This window comes from Pseudoalteromonas luteoviolacea H33-S (assembly GCF_001625695.1).
GTDB lineage: Bacteria > Pseudomonadota > Gammaproteobacteria > Enterobacterales > Alteromonadaceae > Pseudoalteromonas > Pseudoalteromonas luteoviolacea_B.
This window is the reverse complement of the sequence record NZ_AUXY01000065.1, coordinates 20,860-47,539: the sequence shown is the minus strand read 5'-3', so window position 1 is coordinate 47,539 and position 26,680 is coordinate 20,860. Positions and strand designations below refer to the sequence as shown.

At 39.1% G+C, this 26,680-nt stretch carries 21 protein-coding genes; 6 read left to right on the top strand and 15 right to left on the bottom strand.

Annotated elements, in window-relative coordinates; translation table 11 throughout:
- Window positions 1-317 precede the first annotated feature (317 nt).
- The 4 genes from N477_RS09450 to N477_RS09435 form a co-directional block, all read right to left on the bottom strand.
- Window positions 318-890: a tRNA-(ms[2]io[6]A)-hydroxylase gene (locus N477_RS09450; RefSeq protein ID WP_063363820.1), complete on the bottom strand. Its 573-nt coding sequence runs from the start codon at window positions 888-890 to the stop codon at window positions 318-320.
- A gap of 70 nt (window positions 891-960) precedes the next feature.
- Entirely contained in the window at window positions 961-1,647 is a 687-nt protein-coding gene (locus N477_RS09445) for a sulfotransferase (protein ID WP_231102115.1), read from the bottom strand.
- The gene (locus N477_RS09440; protein WP_063363818.1) at window positions 1,587-1,961 is read right to left on the bottom strand and encodes an MAPEG family protein; all 375 of its coding nucleotides are present in this window, start codon (window positions 1,959-1,961) and stop codon (window positions 1,587-1,589) included. The genes N477_RS09445 and N477_RS09440 overlap by 61 nt, the downstream gene beginning before the upstream one ends.
- Window positions 1,962-2,031: 70 nt before the next feature.
- Entirely contained in the window at window positions 2,032-2,730 is a 699-nt protein-coding gene (locus N477_RS09435) for an SIMPL domain-containing protein (RefSeq protein WP_063363817.1), read from the bottom strand.
- A 319-nt stretch (window positions 2,731-3,049) separates the two neighbouring features.
- On the opposite strand from N477_RS09435, the gene N477_RS09430 reads away from it, so the two are divergent.
- Window positions 3,050-7,138 carry a hybrid sensor histidine kinase/response regulator gene (locus N477_RS09430; RefSeq protein WP_063363822.1) on the top strand — a complete coding sequence of 1,363 codons (4,089 nt, stop codon included), beginning with the start codon at window positions 3,050-3,052 and terminating at the stop codon, window positions 7,136-7,138.
- 46 nt (window positions 7,139-7,184) lie between these two features.
- Here the strand turns inward: N477_RS09430 and N477_RS09425 are convergent, their stop codons facing one another.
- The 4 genes from N477_RS09425 to ggt all read right to left on the bottom strand — a co-directional run bounded on the left by N477_RS09425 (window position 7,185) and on the right by ggt (window position 13,096).
- Window positions 7,185-7,991, bottom strand: coding sequence for a hypothetical protein (locus tag N477_RS09425; RefSeq protein ID WP_063363816.1), 807 nt, complete (start codon window positions 7,989-7,991; stop codon window positions 7,185-7,187).
- Between the two features lie 523 nt (window positions 7,992-8,514).
- Window positions 8,515-9,333 carry a hypothetical protein gene (locus N477_RS09420; protein ID WP_063363815.1) on the bottom strand — a complete coding sequence of 273 codons (819 nt, stop codon included), beginning with the start codon at window positions 9,331-9,333 and terminating at the stop codon, window positions 8,515-8,517.
- A gap of 124 nt (window positions 9,334-9,457) precedes the next feature.
- Entirely contained in the window at window positions 9,458-11,152 is a 1,695-nt protein-coding gene (locus tag N477_RS09415) for an NAD-dependent malic enzyme (RefSeq protein WP_063363814.1), read from the bottom strand.
- A gap of 171 nt (window positions 11,153-11,323) precedes the next feature.
- A complete protein-coding gene (ggt, locus tag N477_RS09410) occupies window positions 11,324-13,096 on the bottom strand; it encodes a gamma-glutamyltransferase (protein ID WP_063363813.1) in 1,773 nt (590 codons plus the stop codon).
- Window positions 13,097-13,177: 81 nt separating this feature from the next.
- Here ggt and rrtA point away from each other — a divergent pair, with 81 nt between their 5' ends.
- Complete coding sequence (rrtA, locus tag N477_RS09405) at window positions 13,178-13,780, top strand: rhombosortase (protein ID WP_063363812.1); 603 nt, start codon at window positions 13,178-13,180, stop codon at window positions 13,778-13,780.
- Between the two features lie 55 nt (window positions 13,781-13,835).
- Here rrtA and N477_RS09400 read toward each other — a convergent pair whose 3' ends face one another.
- The 5 genes from N477_RS09400 to N477_RS09380 all read right to left on the bottom strand — a co-directional run bounded on the left by N477_RS09400 (window position 13,836) and on the right by N477_RS09380 (window position 19,622).
- A complete protein-coding gene (locus N477_RS09400) occupies window positions 13,836-16,319 on the bottom strand; it encodes a prolyl oligopeptidase family serine peptidase (protein WP_063363811.1) in 2,484 nt (827 codons plus the stop codon).
- A 279-nt stretch (window positions 16,320-16,598) separates the two neighbouring features.
- Entirely contained in the window at window positions 16,599-17,537 is a 939-nt protein-coding gene (locus N477_RS09395) for a YeiH family protein (RefSeq protein WP_063363810.1), read from the bottom strand.
- A 57-nt stretch (window positions 17,538-17,594) separates the two neighbouring features.
- Entirely contained in the window at window positions 17,595-18,743 is a 1,149-nt protein-coding gene (locus N477_RS09390; protein ID WP_063363809.1) for a 5-(carboxyamino)imidazole ribonucleotide synthase, read from the bottom strand.
- Window position 18,744: 1 nt separating this feature from the next.
- Entirely contained in the window at window positions 18,745-19,227 is a 483-nt protein-coding gene (purE, locus tag N477_RS09385; RefSeq protein ID WP_039610090.1) for a 5-(carboxyamino)imidazole ribonucleotide mutase, read from the bottom strand.
- A 179-nt stretch (window positions 19,228-19,406) separates the two neighbouring features.
- Window positions 19,407-19,622, bottom strand: a complete 216-nt coding sequence (locus N477_RS09380; RefSeq protein ID WP_063363808.1) for a hypothetical protein — start codon at window positions 19,620-19,622, stop codon at window positions 19,407-19,409.
- 135 nt (window positions 19,623-19,757) lie between these two features.
- Here N477_RS09380 and N477_RS09375 point away from each other — a divergent pair, with 135 nt between their 5' ends.
- Together N477_RS09375 and N477_RS09370 are read left to right on the top strand one after the other, a co-directional pair.
- Complete coding sequence (locus N477_RS09375; protein ID WP_063363807.1) at window positions 19,758-20,282, top strand: TetR/AcrR family transcriptional regulator; 525 nt, start codon at window positions 19,758-19,760, stop codon at window positions 20,280-20,282.
- Between the two features lie 89 nt (window positions 20,283-20,371).
- Complete coding sequence (locus tag N477_RS09370) at window positions 20,372-22,159, top strand: sensor domain-containing diguanylate cyclase (protein WP_063363806.1); 1,788 nt, start codon at window positions 20,372-20,374, stop codon at window positions 22,157-22,159.
- A 31-nt stretch (window positions 22,160-22,190) separates the two neighbouring features.
- Here N477_RS09370 and N477_RS09365 read toward each other — a convergent pair whose 3' ends face one another.
- Together N477_RS09365 and N477_RS09360 are read right to left on the bottom strand one after the other, a co-directional pair.
- Complete coding sequence (locus N477_RS09365; protein WP_063363805.1) at window positions 22,191-23,810, bottom strand: PepSY-associated TM helix domain-containing protein; 1,620 nt, start codon at window positions 23,808-23,810, stop codon at window positions 22,191-22,193.
- Entirely contained in the window at window positions 23,807-24,118 is a 312-nt protein-coding gene (locus N477_RS09360) for a hypothetical protein (protein WP_063363804.1), read from the bottom strand. Before N477_RS09360 ends, N477_RS09365 begins: the two co-directional genes overlap by 4 nt.
- A gap of 602 nt (window positions 24,119-24,720) precedes the next feature.
- On the opposite strand from N477_RS09360, the gene N477_RS25995 reads away from it, so the two are divergent.
- The gene (locus N477_RS25995; protein ID WP_155731854.1) at window positions 24,721-24,894 is read left to right on the top strand and encodes a hypothetical protein; all 174 of its coding nucleotides are present in this window, start codon (window positions 24,721-24,723) and stop codon (window positions 24,892-24,894) included.
- Between the two features lie 328 nt (window positions 24,895-25,222).
- Window positions 25,223-26,677: a M1 family aminopeptidase gene (locus N477_RS09350; RefSeq protein WP_063363802.1), complete on the top strand. Its 1,455-nt coding sequence runs from the start codon at window positions 25,223-25,225 to the stop codon at window positions 26,675-26,677.
- The last annotated feature ends 3 nt before the right edge of the window (window positions 26,678-26,680 follow it).

Below are 26,680 nucleotides of genomic sequence, written 5' to 3'. Positions count from 1 at the left end.
CTTCGAACTTCATCTTCGAAAATTACGCGTCCTAGCTTCTTAGGTTAAATATGCTTTGGAGGGTTTTTTACTGGTATGTGACTGGCTATGCATGAATGTGTCATTTAACACAATTAGGAAATGTTTGAGTTTGAATGAGTAAGATCCAAAAATTTAATTTATATTTATTGATGCTAAATAGCTTGGATCATCTGCGATATCAGCTAGATGATTTAAGTAGTAAATAATAAAGTCCTACTCAGTTACGAAGAAAACAACAAAAACGTGATTTAACATAATGACAAGCACTCTAGTTAAGAGTGCTTGTCTTGGAAAATTTAGTGCAATGCTGCTGTAAATGGAATACTTTCACAGATTTGAGCTTCAGCTATTAATATCTCTTCAAGTCTGGCATCAATAATCGCTTTATCAAAATACTCATAGCCTAATTCAACGAATAAGTTTTTATGTTTTTCTTCAGATTTCGCAATCGCAACGTAGAAATCTTTATCTTTACCTTCAGGTAATGCTTCCGCAACGAGAGAGAAACGCTCATGTCCCCTCGCCTCGATCACTGCCGCAACGAGTAATCGGTCAATTAAAAACTCATCACTACCTTGTCGAAACAAAGCACGCATCTTTTTAATATATGGATCTTGCTTATCATTTCCGAGTACCAAGCCTCTTTCATTAATGAGCTTTAATACCTGCTTAAAATGAATCATTTCTTCGATAGCAAGATCAGCCATAGCTTTGACCAGCTTAGTTCTATCTGGGTAATGTCCTAACATAGACATCGCCATGCCTGATGCCTTTTTTTCTGCTGCGGCATGGTCTTGTAAAAAGGTCACAAAATCGTCCATAACTTTGTGCGTCCACTCAAACGGTGTGTGATATTTTAGTTCAAACATTAGCTATTCAGTCTCACTTACTACGTGCATTTAAAATTTATGACTTAAATTAATATCGGACATTTTAGTACTATAAGTCATATAAAATACTGTCTTTATCTACTTTGCCAATTCTTGTTGATTCTACTTTTAAAGGGTGTTTAATGTCATTCCAGGCTGTTACTTTCCCATGCTTATTTACATGTGGTATAGAAACTTTAGGAACAGACATAAACTGGGCAAATTTAGGTGTGCTATCTATTTCAGATAAATTGATTGTCACATGTTCTACATTGGTTGATTCAAAAAAATCAACAACTCTTTGTTTGTGTCTATTATAACACTCAATTAAATAGTCATCATCGTTGATATTTTTTTCATCAAGACCATTAAAAACATCGAAATAACAACGTTTTAAGGTCTCATTAAAACCGCCACCTTGTACAATCAATTTTGGTAACATACGTATAAGTAAACGTCGAATCGATGGTATCCAAACATTATGATCACGCTCTAAGTAGATAAACTTAGCTTGCGGGAAATGTTGATAAAGTTTCTGAAAATCATTAAATACTGGTGTATCTGCAATAAACTCCGCTGTTTTTAGCGTGTGTTGCGTGTACGCAGTGTGTGCAGTTTTAAGTCCGATATCAAGACTTGAGACACACAAGCTCGTTGTCCCAGTTCTAGGTAGGCCTAGAACAAAGTATTTTTTGGTCATAAAAAGTATAAATAAGCGTTTATTAGCGCCATGATTATGAGTGATAAAAATGTACAACCCATACCTATAACGCGCATTTTTAAGTTTGCATTATACAAGGCCTTGGCATGCAATAATCGGCCAGCTAAAAAAAGACAAGCAATGGGTATGAGCATGCTGTTACTAATCAGTTGATATTCAAGTATAAAAACTAGAATAACAGCCAGGGGGGTATATTCGATAAAGTTTGCATGAGCGCGGATACTGGCTTGCAAGTCTTTATGGCCTGCATCACCAATCCCCACTTTGTGTAATTTTCTTAGCTTAATTACATTAAAACTGAGTTTGATATATAAAAGTGTGCAAATTGCAGCAAACAGTCCACTAAACATGATGAAAAGTCCCCTATTCCTTGTATATCTTTAGTATACGTTGTTTTAAGAGGACTTTAAAAGATCCAAATTAATCTATGTAGTAAACCGCGTACACTTCTGCTGTCAATTTCGTATCACCCGTGCTGTATGCATCTTGAAGACTCATAGATTCCGCAGCCATCACTTTACCTCTGGCATATGGCTGAATCGGAACATTCATCGGCGCGAAAGACACAGAATACAAGTCACCTACTTTAACACCAAAACCATCGGCAAGTTCTTTTGCACCAAGCTTTGCTTGTTCAATAGCGTTCTGTTTAAGCTCTTTCATAATCTCCGATTTATCTTCAACGACGAATTGCGTGTTGTTGAATTGATTAATACCACTGTCTACAAATGCTTGCAACAGCTCAGGGTATTTATCAATATCTTTCAGTTTTAGCGTGATGTTACGACTCACTTTAAAGCCGGTAAATTCTTCCTCATTTGTACTGCGATTGTAACGAGTTTGCTTGTAAACATTTAATTGTTCGGCATTTATGTGATTACCTTTCACACCAAAGCTTTTCGCAATACTTAAAGCTTTTGCAACGACATCGTCAACATCTGATTTTGCTTGCTGTAGACTTTTGCTTTTCTCGTTAATTGCAACATTGATAATAGCTGTATCTGGCTGAACAGATACTTCTGAGTACCCTTTTACATATAAATGCGGAGTCGTAGGGATGCTCCCCGCCATTGCAGAAGTGCTTAACAACACCGAAAATGCAGCTGTTAATAAACGCATAAACTCTCCAAAATATTCATTTCTGTATCTACGAGTGTAATTGAAACACAATTAAATTAATTGGTACTGAATATTCAAAGTTTTTGTCTATAGGTATTAGACACTACATCTAACTTTCTTGACATACGAAACTGTTATCATCCAAATTGTTTGGTTAATCAATTTTTTATAAAAACCGTCCTAAGAATAGAAATTGTTCATAACATAAACTAGCCTAATATTATGAATAACAAGATTTTCCATCAAAATACGGTTATTAATTTCACTTATGGGTAAACCGCTTTCAATAATTGCTTCAATTGTAGTATTGGTCATGCTAATGCCAAGTTTTTGCTTTGCCAGCATACCCATCTTAAGCAACCAATATTCTGCGAAAAAATTAACTGCTGAAGATGGGTTTGTATCGTCTGAAATATACTCAATAATACAAGATCAACAAGGTATGTTGTGGTTTGGCACTGCTGAAAATGGTGTTATGCGGTATGACGGCCGAAAAGTCACACTATTCGAATTTGATAGTGAATCTGTAAATGGTCTGTCTCACAATGATGCCGGCAATTTGATGATAGATAGAAACGGCATCATTTGGATAGGCACTTGGGGAGGTGGCGCAAATCGCTATAACCCGAAAACAGGTAAATTTGAAAATTATTATCATGATAAAAATGTACCAGGATCTATTTCTGCGAACAGGATTCAATCTCTCTATCATGATTTGGATGGGACGATTTGGCTTGGCTCTTATGATAATGGGCTCAATAAATATATTGGGCCTGACAATTTTGAACATGTCAAAAAAACAGAAAATGGAAATAACGGCTTATCTCATAACCGAGTTTGGGATATCGAAAATAGTGACATAGACAATTTGTGGGTAGCAACAAGTTATGGTTTGAATTTATACAATAAAGTAGAAGGCACATTTGAATACTTTTTTCCTGATCCCAATAACAAAACGCCTACAGGTGCAAATGAAATTCGTCACGTTTTAAAGTCATCACAAGGGAACGTATACGTTGGAACACAAAAAGGACCATTTATTTTTAATTCACAAGACTACTCGTTTTCTAGAATTGGTTTTGTGAATGGTCAGCACCTAGGACAGGTAAACTCCATAATTGAAGATCATGAAGGCTATATCTGGTTTGTAACCAGCAGAGGCGTATTTAGAAGAGATGAGAACAGCGAGCGCCTGGTACAGCTTGACCTAGAGCAAAATAGTGGAATGCGTATAATTTTTGAAGATAGTGCAAACACACTTTGGGTCACGAATGAGTTGCACGGTATTTTAAAATTAGTGCCACATAGAAAGTTTAAATCTATAGATAATCCAGAGTTAAGTGCGCCTAACGGTATTGCCGCTGATAAACATGGAGATGTATTAATCGCTAACTCTGCTTCACAGCTATTCAAGTGGGATGTATCTGAATCAACCCTAAAAGCTCTATTTCCACCCGTATTCACCAAAGATAACGGTTTTGAGTTGAACAGGTTATTAGAGCGCCCTGTGCTTTTATTAGATAAAAACAACATTGTTTGGATGGCACAAGATGAGGGATTGGTAAGGTTTGATCTAAACACAATGCAAAGCACGCTTATTAGTTACCCTAAATCTGATCCAAGCTATAGTGAGTTTCGTGAAATTAGAGCACTTTCGGTAGATAAAGATGGACATCTCTGGGTTGGTACATACAAAAACGGAGTGTACATTTACAACCCCAAATTGAATGAGTTTAAACATTTAGGTGAAGAATATGGATTGTCTCATCCTGAAGTACTCACAATATATAAAGATAAGTCCCAGAACATTTGGGTCGGTACTGGAAATGGTGTGAATTTATGGGTTGATGAAGCGAAAGGTTTTAAATCGTTTGTTAACACTAAAGATTCTGACAACAGTTTACTTGGAAGTATCGTGCAAGACATCTATGAAACCCAAAATGGATATATCTGGATAGCGACCCAACAAGGTTTAAACCTCTATAAAAAGGATTCTAATACATTTACTCACTTTAATACTCAAAGTGGCCTACCTAGTAGCCTTATCAGGTCAATATCAGATGATGAAAAAGGGAATTTATGGCTAACAACTAACAAAGGACTTACAAAACTTAACCCCAATACAGGAAAAGTCACTAACTTTGACAGTCAAAATGGGTTACTTGGACTTAATTATTACCCAAGCAGCTTGGTGAAAGCGCAAAATAATACTTTGTTCACTAATAGCCAAAGAGGTATTGAATATTTCAGCACATTGACCACACAGACGACAATTGAAGAACCTGAGTTGGTTTTAACTGGATTTAATAAAATGGGAGTGCCCGTTAAACTTGATACGCCCTACTCTTATGTAGAGAATATCAATATATCATATCTTGATTACATCTTTTCTTTTGAGTTTTCAGTACTCGACTATTTATCCCCCAACAAAAATATCTACGCCTACAAACTAGAGGGGTATGATGATAACTGGATTGAAATTGGTAATAGGAATACGGCATCGTTTACTAATTTGGATGGTGGTAGTTATCAATTTAAGGTTAAAGCTACCAACAGCAGCGGTGAATGGGGAGAGAAAGTGTTATCAATAAATGTGTATGTCTCCCCCCCACCTTGGAAAACTTGGTGGGCTTATTCGCTCTATGCTTTATTTGTTGTAAGTGGTGTCGTTATGGTCATTTACTTGCGAACGAAACTACAAAAAGCCGAAATTAGACGGCAAAAGCAATTTGTTGTCGCACTTGAGCAACAAGTATCGGAGAAGACAGCTTCACTTGAAACGCAAGCGAGAAAACTAGAGGGTGCGCTTAAAAAAGCGGAAGAAGCGACCAGATTGAAATCTGAGTTTTTAGCTAATATGAGCCACGAAATACGCACCCCTATGAACGGCGTTATTGGCATGTTGGACTTATTAAAATGCAGTGGGTTAACTCAAGAACAATCGCATTCAGTCAATATTGCAAGTACAAGTGCGCACTCATTACTAAGCTTAATAAACGATATTTTAGACTTTTCTAAAATTGAAGCTGACAAACTTGAGCTTGAGTTTGTCGATTTTGATCTTCGTGAGCACCTTGAAAGCCTCTCAGAATCAATGGCCCTTGCTGCGCAAGAAAAAGGCGTCAGTATTGTTTTAGACTTTTCAGACATCAAAGAACCCATGATTCAGTCTGACCCTGGCAGAATAAGACAAGTAGTAACAAATATATTAAGCAATGCCATTAAATTTACTGAAAGTGGAGAAATTGTTCTATCTGCATCATTAGATGAAGATAATAACACCGGCAATTGTATTTTTTCATGTAATGTAAGCGATACAGGTATTGGGATCCCTGAGGAAAAGCTCGCGACATTATTTGACTCTTTCATTCAAGTTGATGCCTCAACCACGCGTAAATATGGGGGAACCGGTTTAGGCCTTAGTATTACAAAAAGGCTATGCCAGCTGCTTGGAGGCGATGTAGATGTCACCAGCCAAGTCGGCATTGGCAGCTGTTTTAGTATTCAGTGCTCAGTTAAAAAAAGTCATATTGAAAACGTCATTAACCCAGACTTTAGTAAACTAAACATCACGATGTTGCTTGTTGATCCTAATACCTCAAGTAATAACGCGATAAAAAAGCAGCTTGAATTCTGGGGAGTTAGCGTGCTTGAGGCTTTAAATGCTGATCAGGCTTTACGAATTTTAAATAAAGACTCTATTGATTTAATTCTGTTCAATAAAACGCTTACCGGTTTAAGTGGTGAGCTAATGGCTAAAGAAATAAAAAGTAAGGCCTCTTTCAAACATATTAAGTTAATTATGATGACGCATTTAGCTGAACACTTTGAAGCAATACATAATAGCTCTGTAAAACTGGATGGATATTTCACTAAACCTACGACAAAAAAAGACTTACTCAAAGCCCTTTCTACAGTCACGGAAACTCTGGACTCAGCGGCACATGTGTCCAAAGCAACTGTTCATAACAATACAGACAAATTTATAAATACATTTTCTAAAGATACGCGGATCTTATTGGTTGAAGATAATAAGGTAAACCAGATTGTTGCTCTACGAACCTTAGATAGTTTAAACCTAATAGTAGATGTTGCTGAAAATGGCTTAGAAGCACTAGAGAAGCTCAAAGAAGTAGCGGCAGGGTCAGAATATTCAATTATATTAATGGACTGCCAAATGCCAATAATGGATGGATATGAAACAACTAAAAACATTCGCGAATCAAATGCTGGCCCACAGAATTCAAACATACCCATTATTGCGATGACAGCAAACGCCATGCAGGGTGATAAGCAAAAGTGCTTGGATGCAGGCATGGATGATTATATAACTAAACCTATCGAAGCGAATAAAGTCTTTGAGAAGCTCGAGTATTGGTACAGTAAAAAAAATAAACCCGGCAATTAGAACAAAAATGGGCCTAATGGCCCATTCTACAAAGTAAAAGTAGCAATTACTTATAACTTACGTTATCAACAACTAGGTTGATATCGTTTTCACCAGTTACTTCCCAAACAGTTGTGTGTTCAGTTGTACCAGCAGGGTTATGACAAGCTACTGTTTGTCTGAAAACTCGGCCGATTTGTGAATACACTTGCTCATTTAGTGCAAAGTGATTTGTGTGGAAAAGCGGTGTAGAGCCTTCGCCATTAAATACTTTTGAAACCAAACCATCGTTAATTTGTGATGTACAGTAACCGTCTTCAGTACCATTGTTTACTAGAATTGAAGAGGTATAACTAACTTGGTCATACCAACCTGCGCCACCACAATGCTGAGATTGACCACCACAATCCGGAGTCTGCCAAGGGCCAACACCTGTTAAGCTAGCATTCCATGTAATCTTTGGCAAAGCTGGGATTTTATGCTTTGCAACATAGCTAACACCAGTTTCAGATTCACAGTTTAGAGTTAAAACGCGAGTACGTTGTAATTGCTCATCAGTGAAATAGCCTTGTAAGCTTACACGGTCAATGTGGTGTGTGTTATGACCCGCTGGGCTAATACCTACATTAGCAATGAATTGGCCAGAAACTTCGTCATATACAGCGCCTGAAGAACATGTACCATATTTGTCTGCACGGAATACCCAAGCACCGAAAGTACGTGAATTTTCAGAGTCTGTTACTATGCGCTCCATTAACTCACCAGCATAATTAGACTCACGGTCATATCCATCTAAATCGTCTACGATTACGCTTGCTGCAGCACTATTGATTACAAGTAAAGATAAAGCTGCTGTGAGAAGTTTGATTTTCATTTTTTAATCCCTTTTATTAGATTAGTTTAATTTATTAAAAAGCCTTTTAAAGAAGGCATGATGTCGATTTTTTGCAGCGGTTACACTCAACGTTGTCTAGTATGTTGATATACCTCACTGCCTGTTTCGCTATCTAAGTTAGGTGTTAAAAAATGCCTTGTAAATGGACGAAACCTCTAGCATTCAGTTCAAAAACAGGGGGGTTTTTTAATCAAAAATAGAAATTTTTTAGTAATAAAAAAGTGATGGTTGTGATTGAGTCTTCTATATGGAATGTGATTATATCTATATTTATCAATAGCTTGATTGTGTTATTTGTATTCAATAATATTTTGTTTTGATATGAAATTAATGATTGAAAAATCATTAATCAGTATTGAAGCATGAGCAAAGCTGAGAAAAAGGATAAATTCTATGAAACCAAGAATTTCATCAAAAAATTTAATTTATAACAATACATAGTGCTTTGATAACTTACCTAAATAAATTTAAGAGCCATTTAACAAAAAAAGTAATCCAAATTTTATTCATTTATGCTAAAAGCTGACTTTAGAGAATTGCTAATGAACACTTCTTCTTGGGGAAGAAATAGATTTGCATGTGCTTCTATAATTAGGTCCTGAATTTTACGTTTTTGAAGTGTTCTTTCAAACAAGTCAACCGCTCTTCTGCCAACTTTAGAATCTGAACAAGCAATGTAGCCAAAAATAGTGGCCTTGGTATCCCCTATAGCATGAAAAGAGATGTCTTTGAGCACTTCTTCAGAAGGAAAATCCGTAACAAATACTGAGCTATATTCAATGATCCCATCCAAGCGACCTTGAACCAACATTTGCCTAAGCCTAAATGCACTATCATTGCCCTCACCAATAAATAGCCTATCTGTATTTGCAGTTATAAAATCATCGATTTCTAGTCCATACGAACGCCCTTTGGTGACACCTATTCTTAGCCCCATTGACAGTGCTGTTTTTAAAGTCACTTCGATAGACACAAACTTTTTATTACGCAAAATAAGTCGATTAGAGGGAAAGGCCATCAATGGCAGTGACACAAACAAAGCCATTGTTTCACGTTCAGGCGTTCTAACCTTGTTATACAAGCAAACGTTTTCATGATGCTTAAGCTCTCGCCACTCGCGTTCTCGACTCGCTGGCACAAACTCAATCGCCATTTCATTATTTAAGTTTCGGGCAATTATCAATAACAGCTGTGTGGCCAAATCCCCAGGTGATTCTCCGTAAGATGGGTTGTAGTCAGAAACAATTTCAATTTTTAAAGGTTTGGAAAAACTAAAGAAAGAAAGGAAAACACAAATTAAAAGCACAAATCTAGACGGCATAGATACTCCTACTGCATGCAGTCCGTGCTGTAAATTATTAATTAAGTATAGCTACAAACCAATTGTTTGCTATTTATTAGCGCAATAAAAAGGCCCTCAATTGAGGGCCTTAAAACAATTTACATTAGATGCTACAGCGTTTGTAGTTTCTATACTCTGGCATCCAGTAGTTTTTATCAATTGCAGACCAAATGAGGTCATCAGGCATATCTAAAGACACCCCTTCTTCCATCGCTTTTTTGGCAACAGCAAATGCAATTCGCTTACTTAATTGCTCGATTTCTACCAGTGAAGGCAGAAGGCTTCCTTTACCTGTGTTTGCCCACGGAGAAGATTCTGCTAATGTTTCACTCGCTACCATTAGCATTGACTCTGTGATTCTTGACGCTTTAGCAGCCAATACACCTAGACCAATACCTGGGAAAATGTAGCTGTTATTACATTGAGGGATTACGTGTGTTTTACCACCAAATTCAACTGGCTCAAACGGACTACCAGTAGCAACAATCGCATTACCTTCTGTCCACTCAATCACATCTTTTGGATGTGCTTCAACTTGGCGAGATGGATTGCTAAGCGGGAAGATGATTGGTTGTTCACAACCTGCATGCATCGCTTTGATCACTTGCTCAGTAAATAAGCCAGGTTGCCCTGATACACCAATTAAAATATCTGGTTGTGCACAGTGCATCACGTCTAGTAAAGATGCAAACTCACCACTATAGTTCCAGCTCTCTAGGTTTGCAGTTGTCTGAACAAGTGCTGCTTGGAAGTCTCTCAAGCCTTCCATTCCTTCAGTTAATAGACCAAACCTGTCAACCATAAACACTTGGCTGCGCGCTTGCTCATCTGAGATACCTTCAGATACCATTTGGGCAATGATTTGCTCAGCGATACCACAACCTGCTGAACCTGCACCAACAAAAACAACTTTTTGCTCTGATAATTTTGCGCCTTTAACTCGACAAGCAGCAAGTAAAGAGCCAACTGTTACAGAAGCTGTACCTTGAATATCGTCGTTAAAGCAGCAAATTTCATCACGGTAGCGTTTTAAAAGAGGCATTGCATTTGGTTGTGCAAAATCTTCAAACTGAAGTAACACATTTGGCCAGCGGCGCTTCACTGCTTTAATAAATAGGTCTAAGAACTCGTCGTATTCTTCTTGACTGATGCGCTTATGTCTTGCACCCATATACATTGGGTCGTTTAATAACTTCTCGTTATTTGTGCCCACATCTAACATCACAGGTAATGTATACGCAGGACTGATCCCGCCACATACTGTGTAAAGAGCCAGCTTACCAATTGGAATACCCATACCACCGATACCTTGGTCGCCCAGACCAAGAATTCGCTCACCATCAGTTACTACAATTACCTTTACTTTGCCTTTAGTCGCATTGCGAAGAATATCATCGATGTTGTGGCGATCTTCATATGAAATAAATAATCCACGAGAACTACGATAAATATCAGAAAACTTTTCACACGCATCACCTACCGTTGGTGTATAGATGATAGGCATCATCTCTTCAAGATGATCTCTGACTAGGCGGTAGTAAAGCGTCTCGTTGTTGTCTTGAATAGCTCGTAAATAAATATGTTTGTTTAGGTTATCTTTGAAACTTGAAAATTGTTGATAACAACGCTCTACCTGCTCCTCAATTGTTTCATAACGAGGAGGAACTAAACCTGCTAAGTTGAAGTTTTCACGCTCATGCTGGCTAAATGCACTGCCTTTATTAAGAAGCGGAGTTTCCAATAAAGTTGGGCCAGAATATGGGATGTAGAGGTAGTTAGGGTCGGTTTGTTTAGTCATATTTACAAGCTGTGACTCTTAATTTTTAATATAAGGGATCATTATTGTCTAAGTACACAAATTTTCAATCACTTTAGTGCACATCAGACCAATAAAACGGCCCTGTAAACGAATGAGAGATCCGTAAACAGGGTCATACAGTATAACTGAATAATCTATAATATCCTATGCTTACTCGCTAGATTCTCCAAGTGCAACCCCTTCTCTGCGCGGATCTGCACCGCCAAACAAAAGGCCTTCTTTTATTTCGATCGCGTGTATGCCTGAATTTAAATCAGAGATACGCACTTTATGGCCCTTCGACTCCAACCAAGGCTTCATGGTTTTTAAATCTGTTCCTTTCTCTAAAGTTGTATATTTATTCCGGTTTGTAACACGCGGTAGGTTAATTGCCTGTTGTGGCGTTAAGCCCCAATCAAGCACGCCAATCACCGTTTGCGCTACGTAGTTAATAATTCGACTTCCACCAGGAGAGCCAACAACCAGTTTTAAGCTGCCATCTTTATTAAATACCATCACAGGCGCCATAGAGCTTCTTGGACGCTTATTTGGTTCTACACGGTTAGCGACCCACTTCCCACCAACTTTAGGTGAAAGAGAGAAATCAGTCAGTTGGTTGTTCAATAAATATCCGTTCACCATCACAGTTGAGCCAAAGCCCATCTCAATAGAGCTCGTCATAGAAACAGCATTACCTTTACTGTCGACTATTGACAAGTGCGTAGTTGATGGTAGTTCATAGCTGTCGTCTTGAGCGTAAGATAATTTACCCATTGATGGGTCGCCCACAGGCACGTCTTGATTATCTCTTTCACCGATTAATTTTGCTCTGGAGTTTAAGTAAACTGGGTTTAAAAGCCCTTGGGTCGGAACATCTACAAAATCAGGATCAGCGATATAAAAATTACGATCAGCGAATGCCAATCTTGATGCTTGAGTAAATAAATGAACGGCTTGGGGAGCATTTGGTTTGTATTGCGCTAGCTTTTTGCCTTCTAATAACTTCAATATTTGCAGCACCGTTAGCCCGCCGCTACTCGGTGGTGCCATCGAGCACACTTTATAATCATGATATGAGGTGCAAACTGGATGACGCTCTTTACTTTGATAATTAGCAAGATCGGTCATTGATAAATGGCCCGGTGCAATTTCAGATTTTTGCACTGCTTTGACCATATCTTCTGCATATTTCCCTTCATAAAAGGCTTTAGGGCCGTATTCTGCGATCTCTTTATAGATTTTCGCTAATGCCGGATTCTTTACTAGAGTACCTATTTCGAGCGCTTCTCCATTTGGGTAGAAATACTCTTTCGCAGGGGAAAGTTTGGTTAAGCCAGGATTAAACTCTTTTTTAAGCAACATATGAAGTCTGGGGGATACTTTAAAGCCATTGTTAGCAAGTTCAATAGCTGGTTTGAATAGCTGTTTCCACTTTAAAACACCGTACTTATCATGTGCTTGCTTCATAGAATGAATAATACCCGGTACACCGACAGAACGGCCGCCAACAACCGCCTCAATCCACCTAACAGGTTTACCCTCTTTATCTAAAAATAGCGTATGATCTGCTTTTTTTGGTGCGGTCTCACGGCCATCAAACGAGGTGAGGTAATCATTACGCTTGTCATAATGAAGAATAAACGCGCCACCGCCAATACCTGATGATTGTGGCTCAACAAGCGTTAAAACTAACTGAGCAGCAATAGCTGCATCGATGGCGCTGCCACCCTGTTGAAGCATTAACTGCCCTGCTTTACTTGCATGCGGGTTAGCCGCGACAACCATATACTTTTCAGCAATTTTTTCTTTTTTTAACGTCAGTCCGGTTGCGGCTTCAGGCTCTCTTGCTTCTCGCTTTTTGGGGTCAGCTTGGTCCGCTACAGCGGGTAAACTAGATGCGAGCATCAATGCTAGCAATGAGTGCTTAAATTTGAATGTAGTCATTATTTATTTTCGATCTTCGTTGGCATCATAAAAGTTAACAGGCACAATATGTAAAAATACCTTTATTATTGTAGACATAGCATGCTTGGTTTCAACCTTCCAGTAAGCCCTCAGTATATCTTACCGCCATTGACACTAGCGATAATCGCTACTCTATTAATGGCTTTTGATATGCGAGATACACTTGAATTCCACCGCCAATTGATCACTGAAGGTCAAATATGGCGGATTTGGAGTAGCCAATATATTCATACCAATTGGACACATTTAGGTTTGAACCTAGTTGGTATTTTGTTTATTTGGGTACTGCACGCAGAACACACATCAATAAGGCGTTATTTTGTTCATATATTATTACTAGGGCTTTGGACTGGATTAGGCATTTGGCTATTTTGTCCAGACATCAGAGTATACACTGGATTAAGCGGATTACTACATGGAATTATTGTTTGGGGTGCGCTAAAAGATATTCACGTAAAAGAACCTACTGGTATTCTTTTATTCTTGGGTATTGTGGGTAAATTAGCTTGGGAACAATATGCAGGACCGAGTGCTGACGTAGGTAACTTAATTGACTCTCGCGTGGCAATTGAATCACACCTTATTGGTGCGTTAGGTGGGCTTGTTTTAGCCATCCCTTTATTTACACAAAATTTAGGTCGTAATAAATCTGAAAATAATTAACAGCACGCACTATTAAATGGAAAGGCCAGCATAATGCTGGCCTTTTTCGTCGTTATTAAAGGTTTTCTTTGAATAACTTATATATACGACGGTATTCATCTAACCAGCTTGACGGCTGAACGAAACCATGTGGCTCTACTGGGTAGATAGCAGTTTCAAAGTTTTCTTTTTCAAGTTCAATGAAACGCTGCACTAATCTAACAACATCTTGGAAAAACACATTGTCATCAATCATTGGCGCATTGATTAAAAGAGGTTTATTTAAACCTTCTGCAAAATAGATTGGTGAGCTTCGCTTATATGCAATTGGATCTACATCAGGTCTGTTCAAAATATTAGACGTGTATGGGTCATTGTAGTATGCCCAATCAGTAACTGGACGAAGCGCCGCACCTGCTTGGAACAACTCAGGCTGTGTGAACAGTGCCATAAACGTCATGAATCCGCCATATGAACCGCCGTATGTACCGACAGAATCAACATCTACGTTTGCATGCTCGCTCATCCACTTAACACCATCGGCCAAATCTTGGATCTCTGGAGTACCCATTTGACGATAAATGGCTGTTCTCCAGTCACGACCATAGCCTTTCGATGCACGATAATCCATATCCATTACCACATAGCCTTCACTTGCTAGTAGTGAATGAAACATAAACTCGCGGAAGTAGACTGACCAACCCATATGCGAGTTTTGAAGGTAACCTGCACCATGGTTAAAAATAACAGCTTTGCGCTTTTTACCAGTTTCGCCCGGCTTGTAGTCAGCTGGGTAATAGACTTTTGCATAAATTGGCGCGTCAGTATGGCTAGATGGCACCGCAACAATCTTAGGTGCAATCAATTTCTTGTTTAAGAATTCGTCAGAAACCGTATTGGTTAGGCGCTTTGGTTGAGCATTAGGCTTAGCATCAGCAACATAAAGCTCTGTAGGCATCATGATTTTTGAATGCTTAAGTAAAACCTTTGACTCGTCTGGGCTTAGGGAGTAATCAGTTAAGCCATTTAAGTCAGTAATTGCTGATTTTTCTTTTGTCTTTACATCGACGGTGTAAATCTCATAAATACCAGGGTGATCAACGTTTGCTTTGAAGAAAAACTTGCTGTTGTCACGTGTTAGCTTTGGCTCTGATACTACAAACTTACCAGATGTAAGTTGCTTGGCCTTGCCATCGATCGGTTTAACGTATAAATGGCTATACCCTGACTCTTCAGATAAGAAAAATAACGTATCTTCGTTATTCAACCAGCCAAAGTCATTATACGCATAGTTTACCCAAGCTTTGTCATGTAGCCTATGCTGCGGCTCAAGTTCGCCTTTATCAAAGTCCAGCGTCGCGATCCAGCGGTCTTTGTTATCCCAAGCTTTGAACATCAATGCGACTTGATCACCTTTGCTATTCCACTGAATAGGAGATTGTGACCAGTACCAATCACGCATTAGCTTAATTGCACGTGGTGATTTCTCAGACTTATATGTCTCACCTTTTGCTTGTGCATTTTCTCTTTTCACATCCGCTAAAACATCTTCGTCAAAGCCAGGTAAGGTCTCAAAACCGATGTTCTTTTGCTCACCTGTTTTCAAGTCAAAGTACCTCACTTCAACTTCAACTGGTTTGTTGTCCGCTACACGGCTGCGCGCTTGAACTGGATCGATATTACCATCTTGGCCAATATAATTTGGCATGATGTCTTTTTTTGTTTCTTGAGAGATCATGTGCGATTTGCTGACAGCAACAATTAGCTTGTCACCTTTTGGCGAAATGCTTGAATCTACCAGTTCGTAACCTTCACCGATATAAATTTGCTGACTAGCAATAGAGTTATTTTCAGACTCAATAGTTGCTTGGCGTGCTTCTTTGTCTAATGCGTTCTTGTGTGTAAGCGCAACATAATCGATAAGTTTGTGTTGCTCTTTTGCAATGTAGGTATTTGGCTCTTGTGTGCCAACAGGCTTATTACCTTTGTTGATTTTAACTAACTCTTTAGTCAAACCTGTTTTTACATCAACTGAAAAGATTGTTTTTCCTACTTTAAAAGCTAGTTCACCAGACACCATAAACTGCAGAATTTTTTCTTTTGCACTTGTACGCGTTAGTTGCTTAACTTCTTGTGTTGTTACATTTCTAACAAAAATATTATTTTGGAATGTATAAGCTTGTAGCTTACCGTCTGAAGAGTATATCGCTTCGTCGCTGCCAATATTATGTAAGTTTGACAAAGTAACAGGCTGAGTACCTTTGCTATCTATCGAAAAAGTATCCCTAAGCTGATTTCCAACCTGTTTTTGATTAAAGTAAATAGTATTGCTATCAGCGCCCCAATAAGCATCTTCTGGAGAGCGACTAATCCAATCTGGATCTGCCATAGCTTGCTCAAGCGTGATGTTTTCACTACCAAAATCAAGTGGTGTTTGTACGTTTTCAACGACTGTTTTTGCTGTGCTGCTAGCACCTTCAAGGTCAGATTGTTGGCTTGTTGTTTGACAGCCCGTTAGCAGTAAACCTGCAACGGCAATGCTCAATAGGGATTTTTTCATTAGAGCTCTTCTTTTAAGATTTAAATCGGCGCAATTTAAACAAAAGATAGAACATTATTCGACAGGTTTAAGACCAACAAACAAAGTTTTTAGCTTGTTTGCAGGTGTGTTCACAAAACAGCAACAATGAAGGATAAAAAAAGGCCAGTAAAGCTACTGGCCAAATACTCTCTGCGCTCACATAGTCGTTGATAGACAACGAATATGAAATGAGGCATATCCAAGCCTCACATATTCAGACTAGCGCAATTTTAAAAGGTTCAAAAAAATTTAGTAAATTTATTTAATAAATCCATCAAGGATTAACACAAGTATGACTGAGCTAACAATTATCCATAAAATCAAGGCCATAATGAATGGCTGCCAGCCGCACTGCTGTAATACTTTTTTCGAGATCCCTGAACCAATCAAAAACAAAGTGCCAACTAAAAGTGCTTTTGCTCCCTCATAGCCCAATTGCCATAAAGACTTGAACTCTGGAAGCCAAGTGTTAATTGCCGCCGCCAATAAGAAGCCAACAATAAATAGAGGGATACTTGTTCTTTCTTCAGAGCGCCAAAATACACCGGCTAGTGCAGTATAGGGCACTATCCACATAGCACGTGTCAGCTTAATCGTAGTTGCCATAGCGAGTGCAACTGGACCATAAGCCGCAGCAGCCCCTACAACACTGCTTGTATCGTGTATTGCGAGTGCGCTCCAGATTGCAAACTGGCTCTGGCTCAATTCAAAATAATGGCCAAGCCATGGAAATATCAGTAAACCTGCTGCGTTCAATGAAAATACAATTGCCAATGCAACTGCAATTTCGTCTTGTTTTGCTTTAATGACGGGTGCCATCGCTGCTATCGCGCTGCCACCACAAATCGCGGTACCAAATGAAATAAGTGTGCCGGTATTTTTATTCAATCGAAAAAGTTGAGTGAGAATTTCACCCAACCCAATAATTGCGGTAATGCTAACAATAGTTAAAACAAGTGAACTACGCCCTACTTCAAGTACTTGCATAATATCAACATTAAAACCTAATCCAATAACTGAAATTTTGAGCAGTAACTTGGATAAATTCGCACTTTGTATCTCAAACGGGTTACCAAGCACAAGCGCAAAAGTTATGCCCATAAATAATGCGGTAGCGGAACCAAAAACTGGGCTGATACACGCTAAAAAACAAATCACGTATATGGCTTTGAAGTAGTTAGGACTGATTTGGGCCATCATAGAGCTTAATAAATACTTAATATAATAAAAAGCCGAGCTACTGCTCGGCTTTTTTTAGTTTAAAATCAAGGCGTGGCTTGTAGCTCCAACGCCAGGATAATCGTCATCAGGGAGTATCTCCGCTAGCTCAGCTAACCGCTCTCCTAGTTTATGCAAATTATCCGCTGACACATTAATGTGCCCCATTTTTCGACCTGGCTTAGGTTCTTTACCATACCAATGGCTTGTACAATCTTCGATACCGAGCACAGTGTGAGGTATTGACGGTTGACCTAGCACATTAATCATAGCAGTTGGCCTAACAAGTTCAGTTGAACCGATTGGTAGACCTGTAATTGCACGCATATGATTTTCAAATTGGCTTGTATGTGCGCCTTGTTGAGTCCAATGTCCTGAGTTATGTACTCGAGGCGCAATCTCATTGACAAGTAGTTGACCGCCTACATCGAAAAACTCGATGGCCAATACACCAACATAATCAAGCTCGGTAGCTAACTTCTCGAAGGCCGATTCTGCTTGTACTTGTATTGCCGCCTTTTCTTTGCCTGCAATAGACAGAGTTAAGACGCCATTGGTGTGCTGATTCTCAGTCAAAGGATAAACCTTGCACTGGCCGTCTCTAGCACGAACACCAATAATAGAGACTTCTCTATCAAATGGGATCATTTTTTCAGCGATAATAGAATGTGGTGCTGTGTCAGTGCCCGAGTCCAAAAAGCCTTTCATTTCTGACCAAATTTGCTCAGCTTCATCAGGCGTTTTTAAACGCCACTGCCCTTTACCGTCATAACCTGCTTGACAAGTTTTGATCACAAGCGGTAAACCGAGTTCATCGATTGCATCAATAAATGCTTGTTTTTCAGTTATCAAAGCATAAGGCGCACAAGGCACTTGTGCGTTGTCTAGCAAGGCTTTTTCTTTGCTGCGATCACCACCTGTTGCGATGGACTCAGCGCCTGGAAAGAACTTACCGCTTTGCTGACAGATACTCAAAACATCTTCTGGGATGTGTTCAAACTCAGCGGTGATAGCGTAAGATTGCTCTACTTCTTGTTCGAGCGTGGTTGGTTTTACTTCAAATGTCACTGGGTTAACCACCTGCTTTGAACTTACATCGTAAGCCAAAACATCGATTCCCAAGTGTGTAGAAGCTAGGCTCATCATGCGGGCCAATTGACCCGCGCCTAGAACTAATACCTTCATGTTACTCAGCAGGATTAGGGTTAGCTAAAATTGTTTCAGTTTGTGCTTTTCTGAACGCTTCTACTTTTTCAAAAATCTCAGGTTGTTGACAACCTAGAATTTGAGCAGCTAGCAAACCCGCGTTTGCAGCACCAGCATCACCAATTGCCAGAGTACCGACAGCAACACCTTTTGGCATCTGACAGATAGAAAGTAAAGAATCAACGCCGTTTAGCGTCTTAGATTTAACTGGAACACCAAGTACAGGCAAGCTAGTAAACGCTGCTGCCATACCCGGTAAATGCGCTGCGCCGCCAGCGCCAGCGATGATAACCTTAATACCACGATCAGCTGCCGATGATGCATAATCGGCCAATAATTGAGGAGTACGATGCGCCGAAACCACCTTTGTTTCATACTCAATGCCAAACTTATCTAACATATCTGCCGCATGTTGCATTGTAGGCCAATCCGACTTAGAGCCCATGATAATGCCAACCGTCATAATAAATCCTCAATTCTAAATTAAACGATACTTACTACAGCGCTAAAGGGGTTGCGCCGAAATCGTGAGTATTATACCCGAGTGATACGTTAAAGCGAGCACCAATAATTAAAAAACCGCGGTATGCGGTTTTTTAATTGCGATATAACTCATTGCAAAGAATAAGTTTTTAAAACTAACTAACCAATCTGGCTGCCTGGAACTGACTTTAGCTCGTTCGGCTGAGTGTTAAAGGCAGCATGCCAATATGTAGAAAACTCCTTTGGACCAAGAATAATCACAAACAGCATCAAGCCTCCAGGAATAAGAACCAACTTAAGTACTGGACCAAGTATATAGCTATAAAAAGCAATGAATGGGACAAATAAAATATAACCAATGATTCGCGTTAGCATCAAACACCTCCTAATAATTGAGCGCGCTCAATTAATTTAATGAGCGCACTCAATTTTGTCAATGCAAATATAAGTTTGTTACATTTTAAGAGATTTATGATATGCTTTCTTTTGCATTCAATATATTGATTTAATATGAAAAAAAGAGAAATCACAGCTCAAAAAATACTTGATGTCAGCTGGAGTTTATTCCAAGAGCATGGCTACGCGGAAACGACAACTCGTCAAATAGCAACACATGCCTCTGTGGCAACGGGCACGGTGTTTAGCCACTTTCCAAACAAAATTGATATATTAAAGTTGGCGATGCACCAACGCATTGACGAAGTATTGAAAACGGCTCATCAAGAAAATGAACAGACAAGCCCGCGATTACGTCTTAGGCACTACGCTAAGTTTCTATATCGTTTTTACTGTGAAAATCGCCCTTTCAGCAAAGCCCTTTTACAAGATTTGATGTGGCATAGCGCTTTTTTTGAAGACCAGCTTACTGAGTTTAAGCACATGCTTTTTGAAGGTCATAAGTATGATGAGGTTAAAGCCACTGCCATGATGGATTGTTATTTTATGACACTAATTTATGGATTAAATAATGAGCACCTATCCCCTGTTGACTTAGTCTCATTACTTACTGCTAAGTTACAAATGATACATACATAATTATTGTATGATGTGTTCTCTTTTGTAACTTTGCTCAATACGCCATACGCTTCTAAGCTTTAGTTAGAGTCACCATTAAACTATCGCTTGTGAAAATCTTATTTGTATTGTTGTTTTGTTACGTACAAGATCTCAACGCAGCTGAGTCTGATCTTACGCTCACAAATGGCAAGTACCTTAATTTAAGTGTTGGCAGCCAATATTTGAATGATAATAACTTTGGCATAGTCGATGTCCTCTCTCTTCCCCAAAATCACTGGCGAACTAATCACGTCAACAACTTGAACTTGGGTTATACAGACCAAACCTTTTGGATAAGAGTAGATTTTGTTTTGCCTCAAAATGACAAGGCCTACCTCATTGAGATCTCCTACCCGGTATTGGACAACCTAAAACTTTATTTGATGCAGCAAGATGACGTAGTGAGCTATGCAAAGCTGGGGGACAAACAACATTTTAACGACCGCATTATTAAACACCACAACTTTATTTTGCCCATAAAAAAAGAGGCCCATGGCCCACTTACTCTTTATATCCAAGTAGAGTCAACCAGTGCAGTACAGTTACCAATTCGTCTTTGGGAGCAACCAGAATTTTACGAGAACGACCAGTTAAATACGCTATTTCTAGGGATTTATTTCGGATTGATGAGTATCATGGTGGTTTATAACATCTTCATGTATATCTCGCTCAAAGATGAAACTTTTCTTTATTATGTTGTGTATGTTTCAGCCATCATTGCCTTCTATTTTAGCCTGTCAGGGCTCGCCTTTCGGTATTTATGGCAAGGGAGCTTATGGTGGAATGACCAATCTATATTGTTTTTCTTAGTTGCAGCGGTGCTAGCAGGCACATTCTTTATTATTAAACTGTTAGAGCTACAAAAAAATAGCCTTATCTTATATCGTGGTTGCTTAGTGATTTCATTTGTTGGCATATGCTTATTATTTGCGTCTATGTACTTCAACTATGGCACAATGATCCGCGTTATTATTTTATACGCGTCTGTGGCTTGTGCTTGGGGCGTCATCACCAGAACCATTAAATTGTTTGAAGGTACGCATTTTTCGACATACTACTCTTTAGCATGGAACGCCGCTTTATGTGGTGGCCTTATTTTGGCAGCCAATAAGCTCAACTTTTTACCAAATAATTGGTTTACTGAGCATGCGTTAACCATAGGCACCTCGATAGAAGTGGCGTGTCTATCATTTGCAATGGCCGAACGAATAAACTCCGAGCGAAGAAAACGATTTGTCACACAGGCTCGCAGTATGACAGAGATTCGCAAAGCGAATCAAAGGCTAGAAACTGAAGTGATGAATAGAACCAAAGAGCTTCAAACTGCTTATGACAAGCTCAAGCATATTTCTCGCATCGATGAGCTGACTCAAGTGTTCAACAGGCGTAGTCTCAATGACGCATTAAATACTGAGTGTTTAAGAGCAAAACGCTTTGGCCACTCAGTCAGTTTATTAATGATTGATATCGACCACTTTAAAAAAGTTAATGATACCTATGGACATCAATGCGGTGACAAATGCATTGCACATATTGCGGATGTATTAAAAAAGACCTGTACGCGTGCAGGCGACGTTGTAGCACGTTATGGCGGTGAAGAATTTTGTATCTTATTACCAGAATGTAATGAAGGCGATGCATTTGAACTGGCAGAACTAGTTAGAAAGCACACAGAAGCGTCTATAGTCAGGTTTGAAGACTCAGTAATCAAATTAACGGTCAGCATTGGAATAGCAACGCGTTGGGGGGTAGATTTAGAGCCACATCAACTAGTAAAGCAATCCGACATGGCATTGTATTTTGCTAAGCAACATGGTCGGAACCAGGTGTCGCTTGGCTCGGTACTTGATATGTGAAGGCCGGTATAAGATACCGGCCAATTATTTGTTAAGCTAAGCTTACTGTCTTTTGATGTTTATTGATGTTTGGGCAATACCAAATACTGTTTTCTTCCCCTTGGTAGACACGTTTCTTAGCACGTCTTAGGGCATAAAAAGCAGCCAATGCAAATCCAATTGAGCCCAACTCGATACCTAGATCGGCAATAGAATCAGGCGCCCAAATACCAATTGAAGGAATTACAATAGCAACGAGGGAGTTCAGCGGAACTGCAACGCATAAAGCTATAAATAACTTCAAACCAAGAATACTAAATCTGGCAGCGCCTAATATAAACGCACTCACCATTGTGCTGAGGAACAAGGTGTAATACACCCACATGTAAGCAATATTAATGTTCCAATCACCTAAACTCAGCCATTTACTCGAGGCAAATACGCCTGCGAGACCAATCGCACAGCCAAGCGTAACGCCAATTGTTAAATTGGCCATAAAGTGACTTGATCGGCTTTGTTCTACAGTTTGCTTTCTACGTCTTTTTTCAAGCCATATTAAGTTTCCACTATAGAATAAAAATGCGCCACCTAACCCCATTACAAAATAAAGCCAGCGACCGAGTTCACCGCCATAGCTCCCAAAATGAAGTCCAAAAAAGCTCGTTACAATGGCACCCCAAACACCTTGTTGGCCGGCATCAGTCGTAACACTACTTGAGTTAATCTCCATTGTGAAAGGGTTCATAAACACATAATCATTGTGTGGACCGCGCATGAGAGTTCGGTCACTGATTATCATCACAGTTGCAGATGGGTGCTCGGTCGTTAATCGGCTTAAACTAATGCTTTTCACCTCATAGTCTGGTGCATAAGTTAATGTCGCTTGCTTAATTTCATCCAAAGACGGCAGGTCTTTCAGTTCATACCTGACCTCTTCGTGTTTTTCACCGCCACCAAACATGGGTTTATCACCATATACTTGGCTCAAACCACCGTAAAACAAGTCATGAAACGAAAAAACAATGACAGTCACTGCGATAATAATATGAAACGGTAAGCTCGCAATACCCACAAGATTATGTGAGTCCAACCAGAATCGGTTTGCGCCTTTTTCTTTTCTCAGTGCAAAAAAGCTTTTTACTAAACTAGGGAGTAAAAAAATTACCCCAGACACAAGGGCAATAAAGTATAAAAATGCGGCAATGCCAAGTACATACACGCCCGCTTGATCATGACCAAGCTCCCCCATAATACCTGCTGAACGATGTAAGTAGTCCACCAGCATAGACAGTTCGTTAACATGACGCAGCTCAGTGATCATGTCGCCCTGTTCATTAAGGGTTGCATGCCATACTTGATCATCCATCGAAAAGCCACGTGCTGAACCGTGACCGTACCATGAAATTGGAGAACTGCCTTCTTCAAAACTGATTGTGACTCCTTTGAGTGCCTCAGGGCTTGAAGACAAAACTTGTTGTAGTAGAACATCATGATCGCCCGCCTTTACCTGCGATAATTGATACTCTGGCGGTGTTGCCCAGTCGTTAATTGCAGAGCTAAACATAGTAAGCGCACCGGCAAAAAAGCCGATGAATAATAATAGACCGGCTGTGATCCCAGTCCAAGTATGCAAGCTTTGGTATGTCCTTAAAATATCAGACCTAATTTTCATAGGTAACTCCTTAATGCATAGACAATTGCAATTGATAAAACAGCACCACTGCCAAGATACAACCAAGCTTGCTTACCGGTTTTAAACATATAAACAAAGCTCAAGATCAAACACCACAAAGGTGTGATCATCCACATATTAAATTGTGTTTTCCAGGATCTTTGCTCTGGCGTAATATGCTCTGTAAGACCAGTCGGGCCAACCCACGCAAAAATTCCTACAAGGCCAAGTGCTAAGAAAAAACCTGCAAACACCCCTGCTAAAGTTTTACTCCACCAATGTGGTTGGATTTTATCTGTGTGAGACATACTTAATTCCTTTTAATAAACAGCGCAATAAACGGAAAGCAAAATAAAGCTGCCATTAGAATGAGGATCCATATGAATACACCTGCCGAACCAACAAAATTAAATACCCCTACCAAAATTGCCATGGCAAACAATCCATAGCCCATTTTTTGATATGTTTTAGAGAGTGGCTTTTTTAAGAGCCTTTGATGTCTATTAGACAAATATGAAAAAATTGCACCAGTGCTTATCAATAGCACCATCAGAAACGCGTACAAACCTATGCTCCTGTCCTTAGTAATAAGAGTATTTGGGATGCGAGATTATAAACATAATAGGAACATCATTGCACAGCTTAAATGTAATGAGAATGGTTTTTATTACAATAATAATATGAGATTTTCTAATAAATGAATTTGTTCATATAGAACAAGTTGCTATAGCATTATGTTAAATAAAGTAGAGATCTTGCTTCATTGCTCATTCCTCTTCCAAAACAGAAAATAGCGCTTCTTGTATCGGCGAGGTTGACAACCGTCCCTATATTTAGTTTCCTGTTGATATTCTATACTTACGCTTTAGTATCAACTAAAACTTAAACACTGCCCTCAAGGTAAACAATATTGGCAAACAAAAGAAAAATGACGACTAAAAATAACAATATGGGTTTGTGCATCGCTTTAGGTGCAGGTTTAGGGATAATTTTTGGAGAGTTTACTGATAACGTAGGGCTTGGACTAATTCTTGGTGCAGTAGCTGGCATGATAATTAGCTTGAGTAAAAAACCAAATTCTTAATATTTGCTTTAATACAAATGGCACACAAACCAACTTAGCATCTTATTTTTATCCGGCCCTCATTTCTTTGCTGGCCTCAAATAGTCTTTATGCGTGATCTATAATCATTAATCTTTATCTCGTATCAAAAACAACACTATCCAATAAATTATCTCAATCGTAGAAAGTAGAACAGACCGACTCGATATAAATACATGATTCACATCACTGTTTAATTCATAAAATTATTGTACATTTTAAAATCAGTTATTAGATTGCCCGCTCTCATGATATGAGAGCAGATGTTTTGCATCATTTCCTCAAATAAAATCACAATAAAGGACTAACTGTGCCAAAAATATTCATTGTTCTATTCGCGTTTTTTGCCAACTGTGTCAGTGCCGAAAAAGCGTTTTCAAAGCGTACGCTGCAATTAGCAGCTAAAAAATACCAGCTCAATTACGATATTGATATAAAACAGCGCAACTTATCTGCCTCAGGCAAAATTACCGTCATTAATACCTCTCAAAACAGCGCTGATCATATTCCGTTGCGTGTATACCGTTTATTACAAGTCACTTCCGTGACAAATAGCGAAGGCCTGTCTATTCCTTTTACTCAGCAAGTTTTAAGCAACGAAGACTGGCCGGTTTTACAAACTAATTATGTTGAATTGAAATTAGATAAGGCAATAAAACCAAACGAAATTTTCACATTTGAAATTAAGTATAAAGGGACTTTACTTGGGTATACAGAAACCGGCATGAACTATGTCAAAGATACAATCTCTGAAAATTTCTCCATTATTAGAATGGATGCATTTGCATATCCGCTAGTCACCTACCCCAACGATTTAGTCAATCGAAAAGCCAAATTTTGGCTCAATCGATATGATTACGATATCACCATAACAGTCCCAAACGAATACGTTGTTGCCAATGGTGGCCAACTCATGTCACGTAACGAACATGCTACGAAACATACTTATCGATATACAAACAAATTACCCGCATGGAGAATGGACTTTGCGATAGCGCGTTATGCGTATTACGTCAAAGGAAAGTACTCCATATTTAGTTGGGAGTCATCGCAAAATTCGCAAGCCTTACTTGAAAAGATTGCAAATACTTTTGATTTATATGCCAAATGGTTCGGGCCATTAGAACAAGAACTGGGCTATACATTTATCGAAGTTCCTGAAAACTATGGTGCGCAAGCAGACGTCACGTCAGTCATTCAAGATGCAAAAGGGTTTAAAGAGCTCGACAGGGTTTATCATGAGATCAGTCATCAATGGAATGTAAAAAGTCTAGATGTTCACTCTCCTCGATGGAATGAAGGCTTGGCCACCTTTTTAGAAGCCCTTACTTTAAATAAGCTAGACTCACCCGGACACCTAAGCCAACAAACAGCAAAAACCCTAAATAAAGTAAAAGACACAATTAAACACAACCAACAATATGATCAAACCGCATTCATTGAATACGGAAAAGAAGGGTTAAATTCCTACACAGTAGGAATGATATTTTTCCACTTACTCTATGATCTTGTTGGCGAAAATGAGTTCAATCACATTATAGGTAGCTTTTATCGAACATTTTATGCAACTGGGTCAACCACAGAGCAATTTATTCAATTTGTTAAACGCAATTCAAGAAAAGACTTGGCCCATTTCTTCGATGAGTGGGCCTATTCTCCAGTATTCGCAAAGCGCCTAAACGAATTTGAGTCATACAAGGAGCTATATCAGTTTTACAAAGTAAATAATCAAACACAATCGGCTTCTATCGTGAAATTGAAATAAGAG

Coding starts and splice junctions, on each gene's coding strand:
- N477_RS09450 (WP_063363820.1), bottom strand. CDS start 890: ATGTTTGAACTAAAATATCACACACCGTTTGAGTGGACGCACAAAGTT.
- N477_RS09440 (WP_063363818.1), bottom strand. CDS start 1,961: ATGTTTAGTGGACTGTTTGCTGCAATTTGCACACTTTTATATATCAAA.
- N477_RS09435 (WP_063363817.1), bottom strand. CDS start 2,730: ATGCGTTTATTAACAGCTGCATTTTCGGTGTTGTTAAGCACTTCTGCA.
- N477_RS09430 (WP_063363822.1), top strand. CDS start 3,050: ATGCCAAGTTTTTGCTTTGCCAGCATACCCATCTTAAGCAACCAATAT.
- N477_RS09425 (WP_063363816.1), bottom strand. CDS start 7,991: ATGAAAATCAAACTTCTCACAGCAGCTTTATCTTTACTTGTAATCAAT.
- N477_RS09420 (WP_063363815.1), bottom strand. CDS start 9,333: ATGCCGTCTAGATTTGTGCTTTTAATTTGTGTTTTCCTTTCTTTCTTT.
- N477_RS09415 (WP_063363814.1), bottom strand. CDS start 11,152: ATGACTAAACAAACCGACCCTAACTACCTCTACATCCCATATTCTGGC.
- ggt (WP_063363813.1), bottom strand. CDS start 13,096: ATGACTACATTCAAATTTAAGCACTCATTGCTAGCATTGATGCTCGCA.
- rrtA (WP_063363812.1), top strand. CDS start 13,178: ATGCTTGGTTTCAACCTTCCAGTAAGCCCTCAGTATATCTTACCGCCA.
- N477_RS09400 (WP_063363811.1), bottom strand. CDS start 16,319: ATGAAAAAATCCCTATTGAGCATTGCCGTTGCAGGTTTACTGCTAACG.
- N477_RS09395 (WP_063363810.1), bottom strand. CDS start 17,537: ATGGCCCAAATCAGTCCTAACTACTTCAAAGCCATATACGTGATTTGT.
- N477_RS09390 (WP_063363809.1), bottom strand. CDS start 18,743: ATGAAGGTATTAGTTCTAGGCGCGGGTCAATTGGCCCGCATGATGAGC.
- purE (WP_039610090.1), bottom strand. CDS start 19,227: ATGACGGTTGGCATTATCATGGGCTCTAAGTCGGATTGGCCTACAATG.
- N477_RS09380 (WP_063363808.1), bottom strand. CDS start 19,622: ATGCTAACGCGAATCATTGGTTATATTTTATTTGTCCCATTCATTGCT.
- N477_RS09375 (WP_063363807.1), top strand. CDS start 19,758: ATGAAAAAAAGAGAAATCACAGCTCAAAAAATACTTGATGTCAGCTGG.
- N477_RS09365 (WP_063363805.1), bottom strand. CDS start 23,810: ATGAAAATTAGGTCTGATATTTTAAGGACATACCAAAGCTTGCATACT.
- N477_RS09360 (WP_063363804.1), bottom strand. CDS start 24,118: ATGTCTCACACAGATAAAATCCAACCACATTGGTGGAGTAAAACTTTA.